This is a genomic window from Bizionia sp. (assembly GCF_048259285.1).
GTDB classification, from domain to species: Bacteria; Bacteroidota; Bacteroidia; order Flavobacteriales; family Flavobacteriaceae; genus Algorimicrobium; species Algorimicrobium hallyeonense.
In genome coordinates, this window is the sequence record NZ_JBLXHU010000001.1 from 1 (window position 1) to 23,072 (window position 23,072).

23 protein-coding genes, 1 other RNA gene and 1 pseudogene are annotated in these 23,072 nt (G+C 34.1%); 12 read left to right on the forward strand and 13 right to left on the reverse strand.

The window, feature by feature from the left end:
* The first annotated feature begins 316 nt into the window (after window positions 1-316).
* The 4 genes and pseudogenes from ACN0QX_RS00005 to rnpB all read left to right on the forward strand — a co-directional run bounded on the left by ACN0QX_RS00005 (window position 317) and on the right by rnpB (window position 3,207).
* Window positions 317-1,144, forward strand: a complete 828-nt coding sequence (locus ACN0QX_RS00005; protein ID WP_417194969.1) for a CPBP family intramembrane glutamic endopeptidase — start codon at window positions 317-319, stop codon at window positions 1,142-1,144.
* Between the two features lie 106 nt (window positions 1,145-1,250).
* Entirely contained in the window at window positions 1,251-1,718 is a 468-nt protein-coding gene (locus ACN0QX_RS00010) for a DinB family protein (protein WP_417194970.1), read from the forward strand.
* A gap of 141 nt (window positions 1,719-1,859) precedes the next feature.
* A pseudogene (locus tag ACN0QX_RS00015) lies at window positions 1,860-2,714 on the forward strand (aldo/keto reductase).
* A 173-nt stretch (window positions 2,715-2,887) separates the two neighbouring features.
* Window positions 2,888-3,207, forward strand: an RNA gene (rnpB, locus tag ACN0QX_RS00020) — RNase P RNA component class A.
* Between the two features lie 66 nt (window positions 3,208-3,273).
* Here rnpB and ACN0QX_RS00025 read toward each other — a convergent pair.
* From ACN0QX_RS00025 to ACN0QX_RS00035, 3 genes are read right to left on the reverse strand one after another with little or no spacing between them, the layout of a single operon-like run.
* On the reverse strand, window positions 3,274-3,828 hold the full coding sequence (locus tag ACN0QX_RS00025; protein WP_417194971.1) for an RsmD family RNA methyltransferase: 555 nt from the start codon (window positions 3,826-3,828) through the stop codon (window positions 3,274-3,276).
* Window positions 3,828-4,649, reverse strand: coding sequence for a DUF3822 family protein (locus ACN0QX_RS00030; RefSeq protein ID WP_417194972.1), 822 nt, complete (start codon window positions 4,647-4,649; stop codon window positions 3,828-3,830). The genes ACN0QX_RS00025 and ACN0QX_RS00030 overlap by 1 nt, the downstream gene beginning before the upstream one ends.
* Entirely contained in the window at window positions 4,633-5,373 is a 741-nt protein-coding gene (locus ACN0QX_RS00035) for a hypothetical protein (protein WP_248399287.1), read from the reverse strand. The genes ACN0QX_RS00030 and ACN0QX_RS00035 overlap by 17 nt, the downstream gene beginning before the upstream one ends.
* Window positions 5,374-5,494: 121 nt before the next feature.
* On the opposite strand from ACN0QX_RS00035, the gene ACN0QX_RS00040 reads away from it, so the two are divergent.
* The 6 genes from ACN0QX_RS00040 (at window position 5,495) to ACN0QX_RS00065 (ending at window position 10,823) form a co-directional block, all read left to right on the forward strand.
* Complete coding sequence (locus tag ACN0QX_RS00040; RefSeq protein ID WP_417194973.1) at window positions 5,495-6,919, forward strand: ATP-dependent DNA helicase; 1,425 nt, start codon at window positions 5,495-5,497, stop codon at window positions 6,917-6,919.
* 11 nt (window positions 6,920-6,930) lie between these two features.
* Window positions 6,931-7,497: a DUF4126 domain-containing protein gene (locus ACN0QX_RS00045; protein ID WP_248399291.1), complete on the forward strand. Its 567-nt coding sequence runs from the start codon at window positions 6,931-6,933 to the stop codon at window positions 7,495-7,497.
* A 137-nt stretch (window positions 7,498-7,634) separates the two neighbouring features.
* Entirely contained in the window at window positions 7,635-8,366 is a 732-nt protein-coding gene (gene kdsB / locus ACN0QX_RS00050; RefSeq protein WP_417194974.1) for a 3-deoxy-manno-octulosonate cytidylyltransferase, read from the forward strand.
* The gene (locus tag ACN0QX_RS00055; RefSeq protein WP_417194975.1) at window positions 8,357-9,061 is read left to right on the forward strand and encodes an HAD family hydrolase; all 705 of its coding nucleotides are present in this window, start codon (window positions 8,357-8,359) and stop codon (window positions 9,059-9,061) included. The genes kdsB and ACN0QX_RS00055 overlap by 10 nt, the downstream gene beginning before the upstream one ends.
* A gap of 129 nt (window positions 9,062-9,190) precedes the next feature.
* Entirely contained in the window at window positions 9,191-10,273 is a 1,083-nt protein-coding gene (locus tag ACN0QX_RS00060; RefSeq protein ID WP_417194976.1) for an iron-containing alcohol dehydrogenase family protein, read from the forward strand.
* A gap of 1 nt (window position 10,274) precedes the next feature.
* On the forward strand, window positions 10,275-10,823 hold the full coding sequence (locus ACN0QX_RS00065; RefSeq protein WP_417194977.1) for a 1-acyl-sn-glycerol-3-phosphate acyltransferase: 549 nt from the start codon (window positions 10,275-10,277) through the stop codon (window positions 10,821-10,823).
* 66 nt (window positions 10,824-10,889) lie between these two features.
* Here the strand turns inward: ACN0QX_RS00065 and ACN0QX_RS00070 are convergent, their stop codons facing one another.
* From ACN0QX_RS00070 to gcvT, 8 genes are all read right to left on the reverse strand, one after another.
* Window positions 10,890-11,411 (reverse strand): hypothetical protein, encoded by a 522-nt coding sequence (locus ACN0QX_RS00070; RefSeq protein WP_417194978.1) that lies wholly within the window; start codon window positions 11,409-11,411, stop codon window positions 10,890-10,892.
* Window positions 11,412-11,489: 78 nt separating this feature from the next.
* Window positions 11,490-12,974: a carboxypeptidase-like regulatory domain-containing protein gene (locus tag ACN0QX_RS00075; protein ID WP_417194979.1), complete on the reverse strand. Its 1,485-nt coding sequence runs from the start codon at window positions 12,972-12,974 to the stop codon at window positions 11,490-11,492.
* Between the two features lie 78 nt (window positions 12,975-13,052).
* Window positions 13,053-13,682: a hypothetical protein gene (locus tag ACN0QX_RS00080; protein WP_417194980.1), complete on the reverse strand. Its 630-nt coding sequence runs from the start codon at window positions 13,680-13,682 to the stop codon at window positions 13,053-13,055.
* Window positions 13,683-13,701: 19 nt separating this feature from the next.
* On the reverse strand, window positions 13,702-14,424 hold the full coding sequence (locus ACN0QX_RS00085) for a YebC/PmpR family DNA-binding transcriptional regulator (RefSeq protein WP_248399307.1): 723 nt from the start codon (window positions 14,422-14,424) through the stop codon (window positions 13,702-13,704).
* A gap of 94 nt (window positions 14,425-14,518) precedes the next feature.
* Window positions 14,519-14,815: a 4a-hydroxytetrahydrobiopterin dehydratase gene (locus tag ACN0QX_RS00090; protein ID WP_248399309.1), complete on the reverse strand. Its 297-nt coding sequence runs from the start codon at window positions 14,813-14,815 to the stop codon at window positions 14,519-14,521.
* A 53-nt stretch (window positions 14,816-14,868) separates the two neighbouring features.
* A complete protein-coding gene (locus ACN0QX_RS00095; protein WP_417194981.1) occupies window positions 14,869-15,699 on the reverse strand; it encodes a sugar nucleotide-binding protein in 831 nt (276 codons plus the stop codon).
* A gap of 21 nt (window positions 15,700-15,720) precedes the next feature.
* A complete protein-coding gene (locus ACN0QX_RS00100) occupies window positions 15,721-16,635 on the reverse strand; it encodes a glutaminase (RefSeq protein WP_417194982.1) in 915 nt (304 codons plus the stop codon).
* An 8-nt stretch (window positions 16,636-16,643) separates the two neighbouring features.
* A complete protein-coding gene (gcvT, locus tag ACN0QX_RS00105) occupies window positions 16,644-17,726 on the reverse strand; it encodes a glycine cleavage system aminomethyltransferase GcvT (RefSeq protein WP_417194983.1) in 1,083 nt (360 codons plus the stop codon).
* A gap of 187 nt (window positions 17,727-17,913) precedes the next feature.
* Between gcvT and ACN0QX_RS00110 the strand changes: the two genes are divergently transcribed.
* Window positions 17,914-19,548, forward strand: coding sequence for an aminopeptidase P N-terminal domain-containing protein (locus tag ACN0QX_RS00110; protein WP_417194984.1), 1,635 nt, complete (start codon window positions 17,914-17,916; stop codon window positions 19,546-19,548).
* Here the strand turns inward: ACN0QX_RS00110 and ACN0QX_RS00115 are convergent.
* The gene (locus ACN0QX_RS00115; protein ID WP_417194985.1) at window positions 19,545-20,060 is read right to left on the reverse strand and encodes a GNAT family N-acetyltransferase; all 516 of its coding nucleotides are present in this window, start codon (window positions 20,058-20,060) and stop codon (window positions 19,545-19,547) included. The two genes, ACN0QX_RS00110 and ACN0QX_RS00115, sit on opposite strands and share 4 nt — an antisense overlap.
* A gap of 118 nt (window positions 20,061-20,178) precedes the next feature.
* On the opposite strand from ACN0QX_RS00115, the gene ACN0QX_RS00120 reads away from it, so the two are divergent.
* Window positions 20,179-21,759, forward strand: coding sequence for an NAD(P)H-hydrate dehydratase (locus tag ACN0QX_RS00120; protein WP_417194986.1), 1,581 nt, complete (start codon window positions 20,179-20,181; stop codon window positions 21,757-21,759).
* A gap of 177 nt (window positions 21,760-21,936) precedes the next feature.
* Here the strand turns inward: ACN0QX_RS00120 and ACN0QX_RS00125 are convergent, their stop codons facing one another.
* Window positions 21,937-22,974 carry a TlpA family protein disulfide reductase gene (locus tag ACN0QX_RS00125; RefSeq protein WP_248399323.1) on the reverse strand — a complete coding sequence of 346 codons (1,038 nt, stop codon included), beginning with the start codon at window positions 22,972-22,974 and terminating at the stop codon, window positions 21,937-21,939.
* Window positions 22,975-23,072: the final 98 nt, after the last annotated feature.

Consider the following 23,072-nt stretch of genomic DNA (forward strand, 5'->3'; position numbering starts at 1 on the left):
TAACCTTATTCCTCTCTTTTGTTCTTTCTTATTTATATGTCTTAATTTAGTGTTTTTATTAAAATGCTAACTTAAGCTGTGTATAAAAAATGCTTATTTTAGTGCTTATCCAAAGGGAAAGTGCGTTTTTACTTTTTTAATAGTATTTTAGTCCTTCTAAAAACGTTTTACAGCGTTTTACAAACATTTTTAAAACCAAAGACAAATAATCAATTAGTAATACCTGTCTAAAACTAATTGTGTAATTTAGTTTATCAATTAAAGATTTTGGCAGTGTTATTAGACAGACTGCCGTTGGCACTTATTTGAGAAAAATATGTATAACAAAAAGACTTTAATATTTTTATTAATTACCATTATTTGGTCTTGGACTTTTTGGGTTATCGGTCTAAATTACCTTACAGATGGAATCAATCAAGAATCAATAGGGGAATTTTTAATATTCTTTTTTACTGGCTTATATGGACCTACAATCAGCGGAATTGTAACAGCACTTATTTTTGATGGACTGAACGGTGTATTGAATTTATTTAAGAAAGTATTTATTTGGAATATCCCCTTTAAATACTATTTATACATAATATTATTGCCTATATTTTTTATTCTTATAGGAATTGGAATTTACAAAACATTTATTGGAGATATTGGGAGCTTTGACATAACAGCTTTTCTTTCTATTCCAGCGGTACTATGGGCTGGGCTATATGCTGGACCTTTAGGTGAAGAACTTGGATGGAGAGGTTTTTTATTACCCGAATTACAAAAAAAACATACGAACTTAAAAAGTGCAATCATAATTGGAGTAATATGGTTTATTTGGCATATTCCACTTTGGAGGGCACCATTTGGCACTTTAGTTAGTGGAGAATCAATTTCTTTTTTACCCGTGATTACATATTTTATTATGCTAATGTGTTTATCAATAATAATAACTTGGTTAGTGATTAATTCTAAAGGAAGTGTTCTTGTTGCAATCTTATTTCACTTATCCATTAATGCGGGAATAGCCTTGTTGTTTTTTCCTGAATTAAATGTGGATTTCAAGAAAATACATTTAATATCCAGTATTGGAATGATATTATTTACTGGAATATTGATTGCAAAAAATAAATTAAAAACAAGTGCCAACAATGGCCATAAGTAATTGCTCATTCACACCTACTTTGGAAATTAATTACTAACCCACGCAACTACTCATAGCCGAAACCGTTTCCCTTCAGTATGACGTACATTATCAAAAAAAATAGAAAATGACCCAATCTGAATTCATAATTTTAAATTTTAAAGAAATTAGGAGAAAAAGCCTCAAACTTTGGAAATCACTTCCTAAAAACTATTATAATTGGAAACCTGACGAAGAAGCAATGACTGCAATAGAAATGATTCGACACGTTTTAGAAGCTGATTATGGGTGGAATATTATAATTAATAATGGGAGTATGAAAAGTTATAAAACACCTTGGAAGAATAGGCCATTTATTAGCGTTAATGACGAACTTGATTTTGCCGAACCTTATAGAAACATATTTTTAGAAAGAGTTAAACAATTTTCGGATCAAGAGTTAAGCGAAATTGAAATTGTTCACCCTGGAAATGGAAGTAAGAAAAACCTTGGAAATTATCTGTTACGGATTGGTTATCACGAATCTGTACACGCAGGACAATTCCTTTCGTATTTAAGAGCAATGAAAATTAATAGACCTGAAATTTGGGATTAAAAAAACAGTACTTATTTTAGTTCAATTATTTGGTGGTAGCAAGTTTACTACGTCTTATTTTTAGCAGGAAAATTTCACATTCAACCCCTATTATTCTTAAACATTACCGTTAACAGCCATATTAAAAACGTTAGAAACAGTATGAAGGAAATAGTATTAAACGACGGAAATAAATTACCAATTATAGGTTTTGGAACATACAAATCTACAAAAAAAGAAGGTATTCAATCTATAAAGAATGCTTTGAATATAGGTTACAGAATGTTTGATACAGCCGACAAGTATGATAATGAAAAAGAAGTTGGAAAAGCAATAAATGAAAGTGGAGTCGATAGAAAAGAAATTATCATAACCACAAAATTATGGCGTGAAAATTTAGGTTATGAAGAAGCTAAAAAAGCTTTTAACATATCACTTAAAAAACCTAGTTTGGATTACATTGACTTGTATTTAATTTATTGGCCTGTCAACGCAAAAAATTATAAGGATTGGCAATAAACAAATGCCGATAGTTGGCGTGCTATGTAGGAGTTACAAGCTGACGGAAAAATAAAATCCATTGGCGTAAGCAATTTTTGGCAAGAACATTTAGAAGCACTTTTTCAAACTGCAAATATAATTCCAGCTATCAATCAAATTGAATTTCATCCTGGTTATTGGCAATCAGAATTGGTAAAGTTTTGTAAAAAGAATACCATTGCAGTTATATCTTGGTCGCCTTTAGCCAGAGGAAAAGTCTTTGGAAATGAACTATTACAATCTATAGCTAGAAACCATAATACATCTGTCGCTCAAATTTGTTTAAGATGGATAACGCAACATGACACCATCGTCATCCCGAAATCAAATACATTAAAACGAATTGAAGATAATATCAATATTTTTGATTTTAAATTATCAGAAGCTGAAATGAAGCAAATAAATGAACTTCCAGAAATGGGTTTAAGCGGAGAATTGCCTAACAATTGGCCAGAGGTATTGGATGTGAAAAATTAAAAAAACGCCACCTAATTTAAGACGCATATCGTTTATTTCAAATTCCAGCCTACTTACAGAGCTCCTTCCAAATTTCCTATCCCGAAGTAACTATTAATAAACTTCAAGCAAACTTTTAAAATAAAACACATCGTCATTTAGAAACCTAAAGGACTTTATCGTAATTTTGCACCCAAGTAAATCGCCTTATCGTTCCGAATATGTTTCGGGAAGGAAAGTCCGAACACCGGAGTGCAAACATAGTGGCTAACAGCCACCAGCCGTGAGGTTAGGAAAAGTGCAACAGAAAGTATGTACAGGTCATGCTGTAGTGAAACCAGGTAAACTCTATGTGGTGCAATGTCATGTATACCAACGTTTGAGCGCGGCACGTGCGATTGTTGGAGGGTAGGCAGCTAGAATGTATTGGTAACAATGCATCCAGATAAATGATAAGGGCTTTTTAATTTTTAATTGAAGAGTACAGAATTCGGCTTATAGATTTACTTACACAAACAAGCTCCTTGATTTTCAAGGAGCTTTGCTTTTATATGCTGTTTGGTTTAGTCTGTTTTAACCATTATTCTTCCTCGTCAGACGCTATTTGAAAAAAGCTAAACATATTGCCACCATAACTTTTGGAATGGCTGTAATGTTCTAATTCGGAAAGTTTGGTGTGTTTGGAGTGTTCTACAATGAGCACACCATTGGATTCTAATAAATTGTTTTTAAATACCAAGTCTGGAATTTTGCTGAATTCATCTAAAGGAAAATCATAAGGTGGATCGGCAAAAATGATGGTGAATGGTGTTTTGGCTTTTTCTAAATATGTAAACACATCACTTTTAATGGTGCTTATAGTCATATCAAAACTATCTGCTGTCTCATTTATAAATTTGATACAACCAAAATTTTCATCAACTGCTGTAATGTGTTCCGTGCCTCGAGATGCAAATTCGTAACTGATATTTCCGGTTCCTGAAAACAAATCCAACACCGAAACGGAATCAAAATAATACAGGTTGTTTAAAATATTAAACAAAGCTTCTTTTGCCATATCAGTGGTTGGACGAACAGGTAATTTTTTAGGAGCTGTAATTCTTCGGCCTTTAAATTGACCTGATACAATGCGCATTATAAACTGTGTATTAATGTAAAAAAAGCATGATTGCTTTTCGGTTTTTCTAAATATTTGAACGTGTCGTTGCGCTTGGCAAAGCGAATATGCCTAATATATTTGTAAGCAATACTATGCAACTCATCATTATCTGTAACCTTGCCCAAAAACAGGAGAATGAAGCTGTCTGGATTGAGTTGTAATTGCTCGGCTGTAAATAGAACATAATAAATAAAATCTTCCTTGGTAGCGTATTCAAAACTATTGTAGAGTAGGAGCTTGCCTTGTTTTACTACTACAATTTCAAAATGTGTATTCTGAACATGCACATACATTTTGGTATCTATTTCTGTTTGTTCTTGTTCTAAAATTTGTTGGATTAAAACGGTGGAAAAATGTTTATATGAAAACGCACCAAACTGCTCATAAATATAATTGTTGATATTTACATAAGGCACGTAAACATTAACACTATTATTCCGGTCTATTTTATCAAAACTAATGAAATCCGATCGTAATATTTTAGAATTGAATTTTAAATAATCGGCCAGATTTTCCTCTTGAAACAGCTCGTCTGGAACCAATGTTGCTAATTCATTTTCATGAATAACCTGAATATCATTAAATGCGGTTTGAAGGGCCTTTTCGGTTTCAAAAGCGTCAATTAATAAATCGAGGATTTTATAAGGCGTTTCGCGTTTCTCGGTAGATATTTCTTTTAGAAATACAACGGTATTGCTTTCTGTATTCAAAACACAAAAAGAAAGTCCATTCAAACTAATTTGAATGGACAAGTTCTTATTACTTTTAATATGTTTGTTATTATTCGTTAGCGCCATAAGTTTTTGGCCAGTTACCGTTTGTTTTAACTTCTGTCATAGATCCAACACGAATAGCATCACCATTCACAGCATCAACCGAGATAACTTCGTTTTCTTGAAGAATTAAATCACGATCTTGGTCATCTAAAACTACTGCTTTTTTAACAAACGCTTCAAATACTGGAATTTTAACATCGTCAGTTTCTAAAAATCCGGCGTTCATTTCAAATTTTACACCTTCTTTTCCTACAGGAACATTCATCATGTCTTTGTAACGTGTAGAATTTCCAAATAGCGAATCTCTAACTGGTACAAAGTTTAAGGTATCAATGATAGTACTATCTTTCATTGTTTCCACACCACCATAACGTTTTGTCATGGCCACATCTAAAACTAAAGTATCACGACGTTGTGTAATGGTATATTTAGCCGAATCGATAAATTTTAATAAGTTATCAAAATTAGGCGCAAAAACACCAGTTACTTGTCTATGAGCTAATTGTGCATCACGAATATCAATTAAACGCTCAATAACTTGTGCGTATCGCTTATCTTTTTCTTTGTTGAATTGGATGGGTTTGTAAACAGACATAAATGTTTGATACCCTAAAAAGCCAATAAGAACCCAAAGTAATACAATTAGTACAGGTTTAAATTTTGACGGTATAAATTTATCTACAAGCCAAACTAAACCAATGGTTAGAAGGATTACCGCAACTACAATTAGAATTATTGTTAACATAGTTTTTAATTAAATGAATTAAGGTTGTACGCAAATCTACAATTTTTTTTTAATCGTAAAAGCCAATGAGGCTAAAAATCATTGTTATCTTTGTCTTAAATTTTAAAAACCCACTGTATTAATGAATTCTAACGAATTTTATTCGCTTGTAAAACAACAGTTTCCCTTTCAACCAACCCTAAAACAGGACATTGTTTTACAGCAATTATCAGAATTTATTTTTTCAGAAAAGAAAAATGACTTGTATCTGCTTAAAGGATACGCCGGAACTGGAAAAACAACCATTATTGGTACGGTTGTGTCCAATTTATGGAAGGCTAAAAAAAGTGCCGTATTGTTGGCACCAACGGGTCGTGCGGCCAAAGTTATCTCCAATTATTCCAAGAAAGAAGCGTTTACCATTCATAAAAAGATTTATTTCCCTAAAAAAGAAAAAGGAGGAGGCGTAAAATTTGTCATGCAACCCAATAAGCATAAAAATACCATCTTTATTGTGGATGAAGCCTCCATGATTCCTGATGCGCCAAGCGATTCAAAATTTTCCGATGCTAGTTCCTTATTAGATGATTTAATGAGTTATGTATACTCTGGTCATCACTGTAAATTATTGCTTATTGGAGATACAGCCCAATTACCACCAGTAAAACTGGAATTAAGTCCCGCTTTGGATGCAAATATTTTGGAGCTAACATATAATAAAACGGTGACTAAAATGGAATTGGATGAAGTCATGCGTCAAGAACAAGATTCAGGTATCTTGGTAAATGCTACAAGTCTGCGTGAAATGATGGACGAGTCCTTTTTAGAGAGCTTTCAATTTGATTTAAGAGGATTTAAAGATATTGTTAGGCTTACGGATGGTCAGGAAATTATGGATGCCATTAACGATTCGTATAGTGACATGGGAAATGAGGAAACGGCATTTATTGTAAGAAGTAATAAGCGTGCAAATTTGTATAATGAACAAATTAGGAATCGGATTCTTTTTAATGAGAATGAATTATCGGCAGGTGATTTCTTAATGGTTGTTAAAAATAATTACTATTGGGTAAAACCAAATTCCGATGCGGGTTTTATTGCCAATGGTGATATTATTGAAATTTTAGAGATTTTTAGAATCATCGATTTATATGGTTTTCGCTTTGCGGAAGTAAAAATCCGTATGGTAGATTATCCGCGAATGACACCTTTTGAAACCGTTTTAATGCTAGACACCATTTCTGCAGAAACACCATCATTGCCCTATGAAGATTCTAACCGTTTGTATCAAGAAGTGATGAAAGATTATGAGCATGAAACCAGTGGTTATAAAAAGTTTTTAGGCGTTAAGAACAACAAGTATTTCAATGCCTTACAAGTTAAGTTTTCCTATGCTATTACCTGTCATAAATCGCAAGGTGGTCAGTGGAGCACGGTTTTCGTGGAGCAACCGTATTTACCAGATGGCATAACGCTAGATTACTTACGTTGGTTATACACAGCTATTACCAGAGCTAAAGAAAAGTTGTATCTTATTGGTTTTAAAGATGAATTTTTTCAAGAATAAAACGGTACGCCATGACATTAGAAACCATATTAAGCATATTTTTGGGTATCGGATTAGCCGCGTCGGTTGGGTTTCGGGTTTTTGTGCCTTTATTTGCTTTAAGTTTGTCGGCGTATTTTAATGTTTTAGAACTAAACAGCTCCTGGCTGTGGTTAGGCAGTTTAACGGCTGTTATTACCTTTGGTGTGGCCACATTGTTTGAAATATTTGCCTACTACATTCCATTCTTGGATAACTTATTGGATACCATAGCCATTCCTTTAGCAGCCATTGCCGGAACAGCCATTGTGGTTTCTACCACTATAGATTTAAATCCTGTTGTAACTTGGTCATTAGCCATTATTGCAGGCGGTGGGTCAGCAACAGCTATTGCTAGTACGTCTAGCGCAACACGATTAGCCTCCACAGCAACTTCGGCAGGTTTTGCTAATCCTATCGTTTCTACTATTGAAACCGTTATGGCCGTTTTTATGACAATCATTTCTCTTGTATTGCCGGTATTAGCCTTAATTTTAGTCCTTGTTATTTTAGGACTATCATTCAAAATTTTTAAAAAGTTTAGGACCTCTAAACCCTGAAATCAGGTTAAAATATCCTATTTTTGAAACTATTAATTACTATTTTAATATGAAGCTACCATGCTGAAAGTTTTAGCATGCCAAGAAATGATTATTAATGATCTGCTTGGTTCATATTTAAGTTATAAAAAGAACACATGAAAATAATTTCCATGATTCCTGCACGTTACAAAGCTTCCCGATTTCCAGGTAAGCTCATGCAAGATTTAGCAGGCAAAACGGTGATTTTACGAACCTACGAAGCCACCGTTAATACCCAATTATTTGATGACGTGTTTGTGGTTACGGATAGTGAAATTATTTATAATGAAATTGTAAATAATGGCGGAAAAGCTATTATGAGCAAAAAAGAACACGAATGTGGAAGCGACAGAATTGCCGAAGCTATCGAGTTTATGGACGATGTAGATATTGTGGTTAATGTGCAAGGTGATGAGCCTTTTACCGAAGTCGCTTCGCTTAAAAAACTAATTGCTGTCTTTAACGATGATCCACTAAAAGAAATTGATTTAGCATCTTTAATGGTTCATATTCATGAATGGGAGGAGATTACTAACCCCAATACCGTTAAGGTTATTGTTGATAATAAAAATTTTGCTTTATACTTTTCTAGAAGCCCCATTCCGTTTCCAAGAGATAAGGATGTAGCCGTTAAATACTACAAACATAAAGGAGTGTATGCGTTTAGGCGTCAAGCACTTTTAGATTTTTACCGTTTACCCATGTTGCCGTTGGAAGCGTCTGAAAAAATTGAGTGTATCCGATATTTAGAATATAGTAAAAAAATAAAAATGGTAGAAACCGATGTTCAAGGTGTTGAAATTGATACACCTGAAGATTTGGAATTAGCCAACAAGCTGTGGAAATAAATTATAATAACATACACGTAATAGGCTTTGATGCGGATGATACGCTTTGGGTTAATGAAACCTATTTTCGGGATGCCGAAGTAGCCTTTGGAAAACTATTATCGCCTTATGAAACCTTAAATAAAATAGACCAAGAACTATTTAAAGCGCATATAAGAAATTTGCCGCTTTATGGCTATGGTATTAAAGGTTTTGTATTGTCCATGGTAGAAACAGCTATTGAATTATCTAACAATAATGTATCGGCTAAAACCACCCAAGCTATTTTGGATATAGGAAAAGATATGCTGGAGAAACCTATTGAATTGTTGGATGGTGTTGAGAATGTATTAAAAGAATTATCAAAAAAATACAAATTAATTCTAGCTACCAAAGGTGATTTATTAGACCAAGAGCGAAAATTAGAAAAATCAGGTTTGCTAGATTATTTTCACCATATTGAAGTATTAAGTGATAAAAAAGAAGCCAATTATTCCAGGCTTTTAAACCATTTGGATATTAAACCATCCCAGTTTTTAATGATAGGAAATTCATTAAGGTCGGATATATTGCCCTTGGTAAATTTAAAAGCACATGCTATTCATGTGCCTTTTCATACCACGTGGATTCATGAGCAAGTTACCGAGAATGAAACGAACGGAAAAGCTTATAAAACAGTTAAAAGTTTGAATGAATTACTGGAATTGTTGCAATAGTGTCTGTGGATTTCAATAATTATAGCGATATTTATCAATTGAAATTTATAGCAGAATAAATAAGGAAAGATTAATTAAACAGTGCGTCAAATAAGTCCCATTTGATAAGCTGTTTCAGAACAATATTACATGAGTTACAAGAATTACCCAATGGTGTCTCGAGTTGTTTTTGGTCGAGGAAGTTTTAGTCAGTTAGAAGATATCATTGCACCCAAGCGATTAAGTGTTTCCGCACCATTTATTTTTTTAGTTGATGATGTTTTTGAAAAAAAAGCAACGCTATCAGGACGTATTCCATTAGCTTATGATGATCGTGTTATTTTTATTTCTGCTGAAGAAGAACCTAAAACATCACAAGTAGATGCCTTGGTTGAAGAAATTATACTTACCTGTAAACAACGTCCTTCAGGAATTATTGGTATTGGTGGTGGAACCGTAATGGATATGGCTAAAGCTGTTGCGATTATGATTACAAATGAAGGAGAATCTAAAGATTATCAAGGTTGGGATTTAGTTAAAAACCCAGCCATTTATCACGTTGGTATTCCTACTATTTCCGGAACAGGAGCCGAAGTTTCTAGAACAACCATTTTAACAGGACCTGTTAGAAAATTAGGAATCAATAGTGATTATACACCTTTTGATCAAGTTATTCTGGATCCCGAATTAACCAAAGGCGTACCTAAAGACCAATGGTTTTATACAGGAATGGACTGTTATGTACACTGTATAGAATCCCTAAAAGGAACCTATTTGAATGCCTTTAGCGAAAGTTATGGCGAAAAGGCATTAGAGCTTTGTATAGAAATTTTTCTAGAAGATACATTAGACGAAAAAGAGGCTGCCGATAAATTAATGATGGCTTCCTGGCATGGCGGCATGAGTATTGCCTATTCCCAAGTTGGTGTGGCCCATGCTATGAGTTATGGTTTAGGTTATTTGCTAGGGGTTAAACACGGTGTTGGAAATTGTATTGTTTTTGAACATTTAGAAGAATACTACCCAGAAGGAGTTGCCATGTATAAAAAAATGCGCACCAAACACAACATTCATATTCCACAAGGTGTTTGTGCCAATTTAACAGATGAGCAATTTGATATTATGATTGATGTGGCTTTAAGCCTAGAACCGCTTTGGGAAAATGCCATTGGTAAAAACTGGCAAAAAGTGATTACACGTCAAAAATTAAGAGACCTATATTCTAAAATGTAATATGCGCAGGTTAGCTAAATTTATTTATTTTAAAATTATAGGTTGGCGTATTACAGGGAATGTAACGTTCTCTCAAGATACTGTAAAAAAGGCCGTTCTTATTGCTGTGCCACATACCAGTTGGCATGATTTTTATATTGGAGTCTTGTTGCGTCAAGTAGCACACGTAAAATCTAATTTTATTGCAAAAAAGGAACTGTTTATTGGTCCAATAGGTTGGTACTTAAGAGCCATTGGAGGCGCACCTATAGACCGCGGAAATAAACAAAATAAGGTAGAGGCTATTGCACAATTATTTAATGAACGTGATGAGTTTCGATTAGCGCTAGCTCCCGAGGGCACGCGAAAAAAAGTAACCGAATGGCGAACTGGCTTTTACTACATTGCCAAAGCTGCCAACGTGCCGATAATCATGTTTACATTAGACTTCAAGAACAAGCAAAATAAGATATCCGAGCCTTTTTATCCTACAGACGATTTGGAAGCAGATTTCAAATTTATGAAAGCCTTTTTTGAAGGCGTGGAAGGGAAAGTGGCTGCGTATTCTTAAAATAAACGCATGATTTTATTTGAACATTTGTTCATTATCAAATTACGATTTAAATATCTATAAATATCAATCCTGATTTTCATTAAATGCAATACTCTTTAAAATAGACATAGCATCATCAAGGTGCTTTTTATAGAGATTCTTACGTGAATAATAATTGTAATTATAATAGTTGCCATTATGTTCAAAATACACGGAAAATTCCTTATTAATATGACCTTGAAAAGTTGATTCCAGGTTATGAATATAAATGGTTCCCAATTGGGTTAATTCGGAATAGGATTCTTGCTTGATAATGGTTCTTGAGTTGTTCGTTTCGTTTATTCTAGTTTGAACAAATTCTTCAAAAGAGTGGTCGTTTGTTTCTAGAAATTGAAATACTGAAACCGAATTTTGAAAGGGATTTTCATCGATAGAGAGAGGTGTATAACTCACATAACCATGATTTTTAAAAGCGTGCCATTTTACAGGTTTTACAACTGTAAAATTTTGAGAATTTATAAAGGTTTCAACTTCTGAATTAACAGTTAGAGTCGTGCCACAACTTGTCATAATCAAAAAGCAAAATACTGCTAGGAGGTTTTTCATGGATTTAAATTATACGTTAAGTTTCAGTTTATAGTGCAAAATAGTGCGTAAAAAGCCGAATGAAATCGGCTTTTTTAATTAATCTTTAACTTTAAAATCCTTCATTTCCTGAAGCGGCTCTAACACATTATAATCTTGCCAAATGGATGCATCGTATTTCTTAATCTTTTCGAAATCCATGGTTTTTCCTTCTTGGATGGCTTCAAAGGCTGCGGAATTTACCGAATTTACATCTAGCATTAATATTTCAGTACGTTCTTTGAAAGTTCCTTCAACTTTAAAATTAAAGGCTGTTTTATTGCGGCTATTGTCATTTTCAATAAACTTGATAGGTCTGTTGATGTAAAAATACCGATCTGATTCACTTTTTATATAATAAGGATAATAGTAACCATCGCTATTTTTCTTGTAAGCTACAGAACCGGCTTTATTATTCTCAATAAATTTAATCCCTAATATTAAACGCAAATTAATTTTCTCGCCTACGCGTCCAGGATAAAATGCATAATCGGCACGTAATACGGCAAAGGTTTGATTGGAAACATACATGGTTCCTTGGTAGTTTGCAGAACCTCGTCTTGGTTTAAAATCTATAATATAAACCATTTCTGTATCTAAAAAGGTTAAACCTTTTAACTCGTAATCATATTTTCTGGTATCCGTAATGAAATCTAATTCGGGCTCTTCGGTTATAGGATTTACTTCTTTTACCATATTAAAAGCAGCTTCGCGGACAAAGCGAACGGCATTTATAGAATCGGATACTTTATCACTTCTATTATCCAACGACACGGAATCTGAAACGGTAAACCAGCCCGATTTTACGGTATACACTTTACTTTTGTCCAAATGTTTTAATACAATATCGTTGCCTTTATCGGTCATTTTTTCTAATGACTGCTCATTGGTTTCATCTAAAAGCTTAACCGCCTTTTCAACTTTCAACTTGGCGTTTTCTGAATCTTTTATATATAGCGTAGAAACCATATCTGTGTATTGTTTGGATTCGTTATTTAGAAGTGATTGTTCTAACTCATCAAAATCCTTATTAAAAGCGTCCAATTGATTTTTTTTGAAATTAGACGATTTTTCTATTTCAAAATCTGCTGCTTTTCCATCCACATATTCGGTACGTCGTCCAAACATTTTTAAAGCCGTTTGGTCTAGTCTATAATTTTTTGAAGCATGCGTTTTCACATAATATAAAATAGAATCAATTTCTAATTTTCTGTCTGTAACATAGACTTCTGAAAGTTCGTTTACATGATCGTTTAAAACATATTCTTTGGATTCGAACTCTTGAACTTGAAAGCCTAATTTTTCATAACCCATACAAGAAATGTACACGGAATCGGTAGATTGAAAACCTGATACGCGCATGTTAAAATTGCCTTCGTCGTTGGAAATTACACCATAATCCTCGCCAATTTGAATGGTAGCAAAAGGAATAGGCTCATTCTTAGTATCCAAAATTTTTCCCGTAACGGTTTGACCAAAATTAGAAAAGGTAAGTAATAAAAAACAAGCTGTAAAAAGTGTTTGAAATTTAAGTTTAGATAGCATAGTCGTGTTTTAGGTTAAGACGAATTTAACGACTATTTGTTACATTTTGAAAAAAAAAGTGTAAAAGGGTGTTTTATGCTAATAATATTCTAATACACCATTTATGGTATAAACGATATCAAATTCGCCATAATACAGTTTATATGAACCGTTTGGCCTAATAAGAAGGTGATATAATTGGATATTTGGTTCCGAAAAAATGGTGGATTCTAAATAGTTGGTTTCATCAATAAAAACATGCTTTTCTTTATCTTGACTGATGCCGGAGTCTTTACTACCAATTAAAAACGAAGCGAATTCGGAAGCGTGCTTATCCATAAACCCCCAATATAATGCATCCGTGACATCTTTTTTAAAAATGTCATCGTTTTGCTTATAATAGTGAAGGAGTAGATTTTTATCTGGATCTATTTTCTGCTGAAGAATAGTTTCAATAGCAGTAACCATTTTAGAAATACTCCCTTGCGCAACGGCTGTAAGTTGGCCTTCAATAATTCGGGGTTGTAATTGTTTGATGATGACGTTTTCGGTTTCTCTGGTTTGCACAAATGATGCCGCGTCTAAACGTTTTTTAAATCTACGTTTGCAGATTTTTTCGCCTTCTAAATCCTGATAAATCACCTTCTTATTATCTTTTTGTGCGAAACTTGAGCTTGCTGAAAAACAAAATACAAGCGCTAATGCTAAAAGAAGGTGATTTATTTTCAAAATTAAATGCGGATTTAAATTAGTCTTCGGTACTTTCTTCCATCGTATGATACACGTTTTGCACGTCATCATCTTCTTCTAATTTCTCTAGAAGTTTTTCTACATCAGCAGCATCTTCAGCGCTTAATGCTTTGGTGACTTGTGGAATGCGCTCAAAACCGGAGGATAGAATTTCAATATTTCTATTTTCTAATTCGGCTTGAATGGCTCCAAAATTTTCAAATGGTGCATAAATAAGGATGCCATCGTCATCTGCAAAAACTTCTTCAGCGCCAAAATCTATAAACTCTAACTCTAATTCTTCAGGGTCTAAACCTTCGGCTTCAATTCGGAAATTACAGGTATGATCAAACATAAAAACAACCGAACCAGATGTTCCTAAACTGCCATCGCATTTATTAAAATAACTACGCACATTGGCAACGGTTCTGGTATTATTATCTGTAGCCGTTTCCACAAGAATAGCAATTCCGTGAGGTGCATAGCCTTCAAAAATAACTTCTTTATAATCGCCTTGACTTTTATCTGACGCTTTCTTTATGGCGCGTTCTACGTTATCTTTCGGCATATTAACCGATTTGGCATTCTGAATTACAGCACGTAATCGGGAGTTAGAATCGGGATCTGGTCCACCTTCTTTAACAGCCATAACAATGTCTTTACCAATACGCGTAAACGCTTTACTCATGGCAGACCAACGTTTCATTTTTCGTGCTTTGCGGAATTCAAAAGCTCTTCCCATAAAATAATTAAGAATTAAATATTAAAAAGTAATAGTTTGTTAATTGACAAATTTAAAAAAATAAAGTAAACACAATGGCTTAGCGTTTACAATTTTACTCATCGTCTTCAGGAACGACGATAGCATCAATAGCTTGGGCAAGTTTAAAGTCTTTGTTTGTTACACCATTCTCATCATGCGTAGACAAGGAAATGTATAATACGTTATAGACATTGCGCCATTCTGGATGGTGATTTAAAGCTTCGCATTCAAAAGCAATTCGGCTCATCGCACTAAAGCAGTCCTTGAAATTTTCAAATTCAAATTCTGCATGGATGGCGTTGTCGCTATATTCCCAGTCTGGAAAGCGCAATAATTTTTTCTCGATATCCTCTTCTAATAATTTACTCATAGTATGTTATTTTATAGTGTTTAGAATATAGCTAAATTACGAATGAAAAACAACTAAATTTCAATTTCTGATATAAAATCTTTGCTTGTAAACTGTAAATGTTTTGGTAAGAGATTATACTTTGGTAAAACGGCTAAATAGCGGTCGTCATTAGTAGTATACACATTTTTTAAAAGCACATTTTTAAAACCTAATGCGTTAATAATTTCTAGAATACATTCGTCATGATGGACTAAATCCGTGCTGCCAATATGAAAAATGCCACTTTTATTTCGGTTAATGATATAATGAATTTGCTGTGTTAATTTTACATCTGTAGCTATATTCATAATCAGATTGGGAAAGACTTCTATAGCTTCTTTGTTTTTAATGAATTCTTTTATTTCGGTTATTCTAGGCGACTGATTTCCAAAAACCATTGGTAATCTAATAATGGCAACTTGACGCTTTGGCAAGCGCAATAGCATGTTTTCAATTTTTATTTTGAAATGCCCATAAACACTATCACTTAAGGTTTTATCGCTTTCATAACTTGGGTATTTACTGTAGGAATCAAATACATTGGCTGATGATAAAAAGAGCAATTTACTTTTATGCATTTGTAAATATTGTGCTATATGGGCGTGCGCAATAACTTGTGCATTAAAATCGCCACGAAGTGCTGAAATAATAATCGTGGGTTTAACAATTTCTAAAATTTCAAACACATCATCTTCCTCCACATCATATTGAAAAAAATGTTGATTTTTTTCAAATTCACGTATAGAGGTTCGGTAGGTACCAAATGTTTTAAAATAGGAGCAGAGTTCTTTATAAAGCGCATTTCCTATAAAACCACTAGCACCTAAAATAAGTATTCTATGTTTGTTTTCTATTGCCGACATGGCTATAATTAGAACTGTTTATTAAAAAATAGATTGATTGGTAAGCGTTGTAAAATGCTCCAGCGCTTTCATGCCTAATTTAGAATTACCACGTTCATTTAATCCAGGCGACCAAACCGCAATTGTAAACTCATGTGGTAATGCGGCCACAATGCCACCACCAACACCACTTTTTCCAGGGAGTCCAACTTCAAAGGCAAATTCGCCCGCTTCATCGTAAAATCCACACGTAAGCATAATGGCGTTAATGCGCTTGGCTTGACTTTTTGTAATGCGAGCCATTTGCGCTAAACATTTCCCTTTATTGGCAAATAAAAAGAAAGCTTTTGTTAATTGAGAGCAGGTCATTTCCAAAGAACATTGATGGAAATAAAAATCTAAAACATCGTCAACTGAATTATTAAGATTGTTGAAGGATTTTAATAGGTTAGCCGCAGCAAAGTTATTAAAACCCGTTTCTTTTTCCGATTGTGCGACTTTTAAATTATAGGAAATAGAATCATCACCCGTAATATCTTGCACATATTTTAAAAAATCAGCCTTTGGATTTTCCAATTGGGAAACCAAAATATCTGCAATTACAATGGCACCGGAATTAATTAATGGGTTTCGAGGAATTCCTTCTTCCAGTTCCAAAAGCGATAAATGGTTGAAAGGGTTTCCGGAAGGCTCTACATCCACACGATCCCAAATATGTGTTCCAATTTTAGACATAGCCATGGCTAGTGTCAGAACTTTGGAAATACTTTGAATGGAAAATCCAAATTCCGAATCGCCAACCGCAAATTCTTCACCAGAAATAAGCTTTAAGTGCATACCAAAACGCTCCGGATTTACGCGAGATAATTCAGGAATATAACGCGCAATATGGCCTTTATCTGCTTCCTGAATTACGTTGGCATGAATTTTATTTAAAATGGCTTGGTAATCTATCATAGAGTATGTTAGCCTTTGTAAAAAGGTAGTTTTACAACCGTTGCAGGAACGGCATTCTTACGAATTTGGATGTTTATTTTAGTATCAAATGCACTGTAGTCTGGAGAAACATAACCCAAGCCAATTCCTTTTTTAAGCATTGGAGACATGGTTCCAGATGTTACCTTTCCAATTAAATTTCCGGCATCATCAACAATGTCATAACCGCTTCTAGGAATACCTTTATCCTCTAACTCGAAAGCAACTAACTTTCGTTTTAAAACGCCTTTCTTTTCTTCAGATAAGTTATCTGAATTAGTAAAGGTTTTTGTAAATTTAGTAATCCAACCTAAACCAGCTTCAAAGGGTGATGTGGTATCATCAATATCATTACCATATAAGCAGTAACCCATTTCCAAGCGTAACGTATCACGAGCTGCTAAACCTATTGGCTTAATGCCGAAATCAGCACCTGCTTCAAAAACCTTATCCCATATTTGTTTTACTTCTGAATTCTTACAGTAAATTTCAAAACCACCACTTCCCGTATAACCGGTTGCAGAAATGATGACATTTTCTACCCCTGCAAAATCGCCAACCACGAAATTGTAAAATTTAATGGCAGATAAATCATGACTTGTTAAGGATTGCATTGCTTCAATAGCTTTAGGCCCTTGAATGGCTAAAAGTGAATAATCATCACTAATATCTACCATTTCGGCACCAACATCATTTTTAGATTTAATCCAATTCCAATCCTTTTCAATATTGCCCGCATTAACAACTAAAAGGTAGGTTTCTTCTTCAATTTTATAAATAATTAAATCGTCAACAATTCCGCCCGTTTCATTCGGTAAGCAGCTATATTGTGCCTTTCCAATGGTTAATTTGCTCGCATCATTCGTTGTGACTTTTTGAATTAACTCAAGGGCTTTTGGTCCTTTGATTAAAAATTCACCCATGTGCGAGACATCAAATACGCCAACGGCTTTTCGTACGGTTTCGTGTTCTACATTTACGCCTTCATATTGTACTGGCATATTGAAACCTGCAAAAGGCACCATTTTTGCCCCTAATGCTTCATGTGTTGATGATAAAGCTATATTTTTCATAAGTATATTCCGTTTAAACGAACATTTTAATTAGACTTCGATTGAGACACAAATGTATTGAAATTTATCTGTTTTAAAGAGTTGCCTTAAGGTTAATCTAGGCTTAAAAGTTTGTTAATTTTTTTAGTTAAAAGCTGTCTGTTCTATTTTATCTTTTAATTTACCATGGGTTTAAAACGCGTATCTCATGAAACATTTTATTATGGCGGCATTTGCGGCTTGTATAACACTTAATATGCCTGCACAAGATGGCTTACCAACCGATTATTTATCAGCTGAATTTCATAAAAGTAGACGTGACGCCTTGCGCAGCGGTATGCCTGAAAATTCTGTCGCTGTTTTTTTTGCAAATCCTTTGAGAAATAGAGCCAATGATGTGGATTACGTATATCATCAAGACCCGGATTTTTATTATTTGACGGGTTATAAAGAACCACATGCTGTTTTAGTTTTGTTTTCTGAAAACCAAACGAATTCGGAAGGTGTTGTATACAACGAAATAATTTATGTTCAGAAAAAAAATCCGCAAGCAGAGCAGTGGACCGGAAAACGGTTAGGTGTTGAAGGTGCGAAAAATCATTTGGGTTTTGACAGGGCGTATAATGGGAGCGATTTTAACATTTCAGGTGTTGATTATTCCCAATTTGATAAAGTTTTATTCAATAATTTTAATAATGATTATCGTGATTCTAAACGCAACCAAGCCGATTTACATAGCTTAATTGAACAGTTTAAGCAACAAGCTAATTATGATGAAAATACGTTGCCAGATCCTATAAAATCTCGAATTTATGAAATGATTAAAGCCACAGATCTTGAAAATAGTGCCAATGTGGCTCAAAATATTGGTCGTGCTTTGGAGTACTATCCTAATTTAAAAAAGGATAAAGTGATTTCAGATTATGCAGAATCAACAGATCCAAATGTGCGTTTGGAATTGAAACAACAAATTATAAAAATAGAGCAGGAGACACCAAAATCGAATTTGGACACCCAAAGTTTATCCACACTAATGGCAGGTTTGCGCCAAATTAAAACTGAAGAAGAGCTGGTATTACTTACAAAAGCCGTTCGCATTTCGGCTATGGGACAACGTGAAATTATGAAGGCTATGCATCCAAACATGTCCGAAATGGAAATACAAGGCATTCATGAATTTGTATACAAAAAATATGGTAGCGAGTACGAAGGCTATCCTAGTATTGTAGGTGCCGGAAATAATGGCTGTGTGCTGCATTATATTGAAAATAGTAAAATGCAAGTAAATAATGAATTGGTGCTCATGGATTTAGGTGCTGAATATCATGGTTATACCGCAGATGTTACACGAACTATTCCAGCCAATGGAAAATTTACCAAAGCGCAAAAAACTATATACGATTTAGTTTTTGAAGCTCAAGAAGCTGGTATTGCAGCAGCCAAGGTAGGCAATGGGTTTAATGCAGTTGATGCGGCTAGTCGCGCTGTTATTCATAAAGGATTAATTGCTTTAGGAATTGCCCAAAATGATAAAGAAGCTAGACAGTACTTTCCACATGGCACCTCTCATTATTTAGGGTTGGATGTTCATGATCCTGGGCTTTATGGAGCTTTTGAGCACAATATGGTTATTACTGTTGAACCAGGAATTTATATCCCAAATGGCAGTAATTGTGATAAAAAGTGGTGGGGAATTGCCGTAAGGATTGAAGATGATATTTTAATTACTAATAATGGTCCCGTTAATTTATCAGCAGAGGCGCCTAGAACATCTAATGACATTGAAGCCTTAATGAAAGAGAAAAGCGCTCTGGATGATTTTGTATTACCTGCATTAGATTAATACGTTAAAAGCATCTGATGATTGGGGTTGGAATGGGTTTGTGAAATTTTAAAATCATAACTCCCTACAATATTAAACCCTGCTTTTTTATAGAAATTAATGGCTCTATGGTTTTCTATCCATACATATAGCCACATTCCAGATTGGTTGTGTTTTTGTGAAACTGAGACATTAAATTCAAATAATTCTTTCCCTAATTTTAAATTATGAAAAGCTTTCAGTACATAGATACGTTCTAGTTTGGTTACATTTTTAAGCGGGATGTTCTTTTCAGAAATGGAATATATTATTTTAGAGTAGCCAATTGGTGTTTCGTTATAGATTAGAATATGAAAAATAGTGTTAGTGTCCAGCAGTTCTGCTTCAAAAGCAGATTTAGTGAATTTTAAATTGATATATGAATCTATATCAGCTTTAGAAGCACTCATACCATGAGACTCCAAAAATGTTTGCCTTCCAATTAAGGAGAGTGTTTCGGCATGGTTGGCATTCGCTTTAATAATTTTAATCATTTTGTAAAAAATGTAACTGATTTATAGGTTATAAAAGTATAATTTTAAAGACAATAAAATTAACTGTATTTTTGAAAGCATGTCCGTTTTATTAATATAAATAAAGTAATAAATACCCATGAAAATATTTTCAGATAAGCAGATTTACGAAGGTGATAAACTCACGGCAAAAAAGCAAAACATTACATCCACCGAACTCATGGAGCGTGCGGGTATACAAATTTTCAATTGGTTGCATTTACGTATGCAAGGCGCTCAAGTACCTATTCACGTGTTTTGTGGCATTGGAAATAACGGTGGTAATGGTTTGGTGGTAGCTCGGCATTTAATTAACCATGGTTACCATGTGAATACCTATGTGGTTAACTTCAGTGATAAGCGAACACGGGATTTTCTGTGTAATTATGACTTAATAAAACAAACCACAAAAAAATGGCCTACGCTTATAGGTCCAGATGATGATTTTCCTGAAATTGGTCCTGATGATATTATCATTGATGCCGTTTTCGGTATTGGATTAAATCGTCCGGCAGACGATTGGGTGGTTAATTTGTTTCAACATTTTAAAGTGTCTAAAGCATTTACGCTATCCGTTGATATTCCTTCCGGAATGAAAACAGATGCTGTTCCAGCTGACGATAATAATGTGGTTTGGGCAAATCACACATTGAGTTTCCAGTCCACAAAACTCGCTTTCTTTTTACCAGACACCGCTAAATTTACGGAACAATGGGAAGTTTTAGATATTGGTTTTGATCGTGAATATTTAATAAAAACCCAAACAGCTGTAGATTTAATAGGTAAGCAGGAAGTATTGCCCATTTATAAACCCCGTGATAAATTTTCGCATAAAGGAACCTTCGGTCATGCACTTATAATTGGTGGAAGTTATGGTAAAATAGGAGCCGCTATTTTAGCTAGCCGCTCGGCTCTATCTATTGGAGCAGGAGTGGTAACGGCTTTTGTGCCTAAATGTGGTTATATACCAATTCAGTCTAGTTTTCCAGAAGCCATGATTATTACCGACGAACAGGAGGAGTGGATTAGTAATATTCAATTTACAATTACTCCAACGGTTATTGGTCTAGGTGTTGGTATGGGAACTGAAAAAGCAACTGCTGAAGCTTTACAAGTGTTTCTAACTACCAACAAAACACCTTTAGTTATTGATGCGGATGGTATTAATCTGCTGTCTAAAAACAAAGATTTATTAAAGTTATTGCCACAGAATACGGTCTTAACACCACATCCTAAAGAGTTGGAACGCCTAATTGGTGTGTGGAAAGATGATTTTGATAAACTGAAAAAGGTTAAAGCATTTTCAAAAAAATATCACCTAATTGTGGTGATTAAGGGCGCTTATACTTTAACCGTTTTAGAAGATAAAATATATATTAATTCAACCGGAAACCCAGGATTGGCAACTGCCGGAACTGGTGATGTTTTAACGGGAGTTATTACCGGACTCATTGCACAAGGCTATGATTCTTTGGCTGCGTCTGTGTTTGGAGTATATCTGCACGGAAAATCAGCGGATATTGCGGTACAAGGTTTGGGTTATGAAGCAATGACTGCTTCACATGTAATTGATACATTAGGTGATGCCTATTTGAATTTGTTTGAACAGCCTGAACCTCCCAAAGTAGAAGCGGAGGAGAAGGAAGGAGAGAAAAAAGAAAAAAAGTCTAAAACCAAATAAAGGATAGACCTTATTTACATGAGCTAATTTATAAGGATTCTTAGTTGTTATGCTTAACAGGTTGCAGAATCTCATATTCTAATTTGTAAGACATTGTTTTAAAGCAGACGGTAAACTTTATTATAAAAAAAGAGTCGCATTTTTTTGCGACTCTTTAATTTTGAAAGTATTCAGAATTTAGATATTTAATTCTGTTAGTAGTTCTTTTAATTCATCACTTGAAGGTCTTGGCGCATCTGGAGATACCACATTTCCTGCAGGATCAATTAAAATAAAACGTGGAATACCGTTTATTTTATAGGCTTGGATAAATTCAGTTTGCCATCCTTTTGGAGCAAATAACTGAATACCGCCTAATTCTTTATCCGCAACCATGGCTTTCCACGCTTCGTGCGCTTTATCCCATGAACCTTTATGGCTTCTATCATCATCAATAGATAGACTTACAAATTGGATATCTTTTCCGTGGTATTCTTTTTCAATTTCTTTTAAAAATGGAATTTCTGCTTTACAAGGACCACACCACGTTGCCCATACATCAATATACACATACTTTCCAGCTAAATCAGACAACGAGGTTGTTGTACCATCATAGTTTTCATAATCGCTAAACGTTGGGGAAGGCGTGCCTTTTGGAAACTCCTTTTTTAAAGCAATAGCTTGACCAATAAAGGATTTATAAGATTTTAGCATAGGCTCCAAACTCTTATTTGCACTATTGGTAATACTTGTATCTATGGCTTTATTGGAATTATAAAACTCTCCTAATTCTGTTTTAATCTTATCAAGCTCGGTTTCCAACGTTTCCATATCCGAAATTTTACTTAAAGTTTCAAAATCAATTAGCTGTTCTTCTTTTAAAGATTTTTCCGCTAAAAAATTACTGTGTTCAGAACCTGTTCCTGTGTACTTGATACTTTCATCAAACATTTTTGTATCGATTGTCATGTCAATGTCATAACCATTTTTTAAAAATATAGATGTAGATTCGGCACCATCAAAAAGGTTGTATATACCAGCATCAACCTTTAGAGTATCGCTAAAAGTACCATCCTCATTTACGGATATTGTTTTAGCATAATCACGGGTTCGTATAAGTAATGAATCGCTGTTTTTATTTGTTATTTTTCCAGAGAAAGTCACATAGTCTTTAGGTGCTTCTTCTTTACAGGCAAAAATGGATAATGCTGCAACAAAAATTAAGGTTTTTTTCATGGTTAAAATAGTTTGTTTATTCAAAAATAGAATATTATCATGAATTATAAATGAAATGTCATTTTTTGTTTGCATAATCCATAATGAATGTGGAATTT

Excerpts from the sequence above, each read along its gene's own strand:
- ACN0QX_RS00060 (WP_417194976.1), top strand. The coding sequence starts at position 9,191 with ATGAGTTACAAGAATTACCCAATGGTGTCTCGAGTTGTTTTTGGTCGA.
- ACN0QX_RS00025 (WP_417194971.1), bottom strand. The coding sequence starts at position 3,828 with ATGCGCATTGTATCAGGTCAATTTAAAGGCCGAAGAATTACAGCTCCT.
- ACN0QX_RS00120 (WP_417194986.1), top strand. The coding sequence starts at position 20,179 with ATGAAAATATTTTCAGATAAGCAGATTTACGAAGGTGATAAACTCACG.
- ACN0QX_RS00090 (WP_248399309.1), bottom strand. The coding sequence starts at position 14,815 with ATGAGTAAATTATTAGAAGAGGATATCGAGAAAAAATTATTGCGCTTT.
- ACN0QX_RS00070 (WP_417194978.1), bottom strand. The coding sequence starts at position 11,411 with ATGAAAAACCTCCTAGCAGTATTTTGCTTTTTGATTATGACAAGTTGT.
- ACN0QX_RS00010 (WP_417194970.1), top strand. The coding sequence starts at position 1,251 with ATGACCCAATCTGAATTCATAATTTTAAATTTTAAAGAAATTAGGAGA.
- ACN0QX_RS00110 (WP_417194984.1), top strand. The coding sequence starts at position 17,914 with ATGAAACATTTTATTATGGCGGCATTTGCGGCTTGTATAACACTTAAT.
- ACN0QX_RS00075 (WP_417194979.1), bottom strand. The coding sequence starts at position 12,974 with ATGCTATCTAAACTTAAATTTCAAACACTTTTTACAGCTTGTTTTTTA.
- kdsB (WP_417194974.1), top strand. The coding sequence starts at position 7,635 with ATGAAAATAATTTCCATGATTCCTGCACGTTACAAAGCTTCCCGATTT.
- ACN0QX_RS00040 (WP_417194973.1), top strand. The coding sequence starts at position 5,495 with ATGAATTCTAACGAATTTTATTCGCTTGTAAAACAACAGTTTCCCTTT.
- gcvT (WP_417194983.1), bottom strand. The coding sequence starts at position 17,726 with ATGAAAAATATAGCTTTATCATCAACACATGAAGCATTAGGGGCAAAA.
- ACN0QX_RS00045 (WP_248399291.1), top strand. The coding sequence starts at position 6,931 with ATGACATTAGAAACCATATTAAGCATATTTTTGGGTATCGGATTAGCC.
- ACN0QX_RS00095 (WP_417194981.1), bottom strand. The coding sequence starts at position 15,699 with ATGTCGGCAATAGAAAACAAACATAGAATACTTATTTTAGGTGCTAGT.
- ACN0QX_RS00100 (WP_417194982.1), bottom strand. The coding sequence starts at position 16,635 with ATGATAGATTACCAAGCCATTTTAAATAAAATTCATGCCAACGTAATT.
- ACN0QX_RS00065 (WP_417194977.1), top strand. The coding sequence starts at position 10,275 with ATGCGCAGGTTAGCTAAATTTATTTATTTTAAAATTATAGGTTGGCGT.
- ACN0QX_RS00005 (WP_417194969.1), top strand. The coding sequence starts at position 317 with ATGTATAACAAAAAGACTTTAATATTTTTATTAATTACCATTATTTGG.
- ACN0QX_RS00125 (WP_248399323.1), bottom strand. The coding sequence starts at position 22,974 with ATGAAAAAAACCTTAATTTTTGTTGCAGCATTATCCATTTTTGCCTGT.
- ACN0QX_RS00035 (WP_248399287.1), bottom strand. The coding sequence starts at position 5,373 with ATGTTAACAATAATTCTAATTGTAGTTGCGGTAATCCTTCTAACCATT.
- ACN0QX_RS00030 (WP_417194972.1), bottom strand. The coding sequence starts at position 4,649 with ATGGCGCTAACGAATAATAACAAACATATTAAAAGTAATAAGAACTTG.
- ACN0QX_RS00085 (WP_248399307.1), bottom strand. The coding sequence starts at position 14,424 with ATGGGAAGAGCTTTTGAATTCCGCAAAGCACGAAAAATGAAACGTTGG.
- ACN0QX_RS00115 (WP_417194985.1), bottom strand. The coding sequence starts at position 20,060 with ATGATTAAAATTATTAAAGCGAATGCCAACCATGCCGAAACACTCTCC.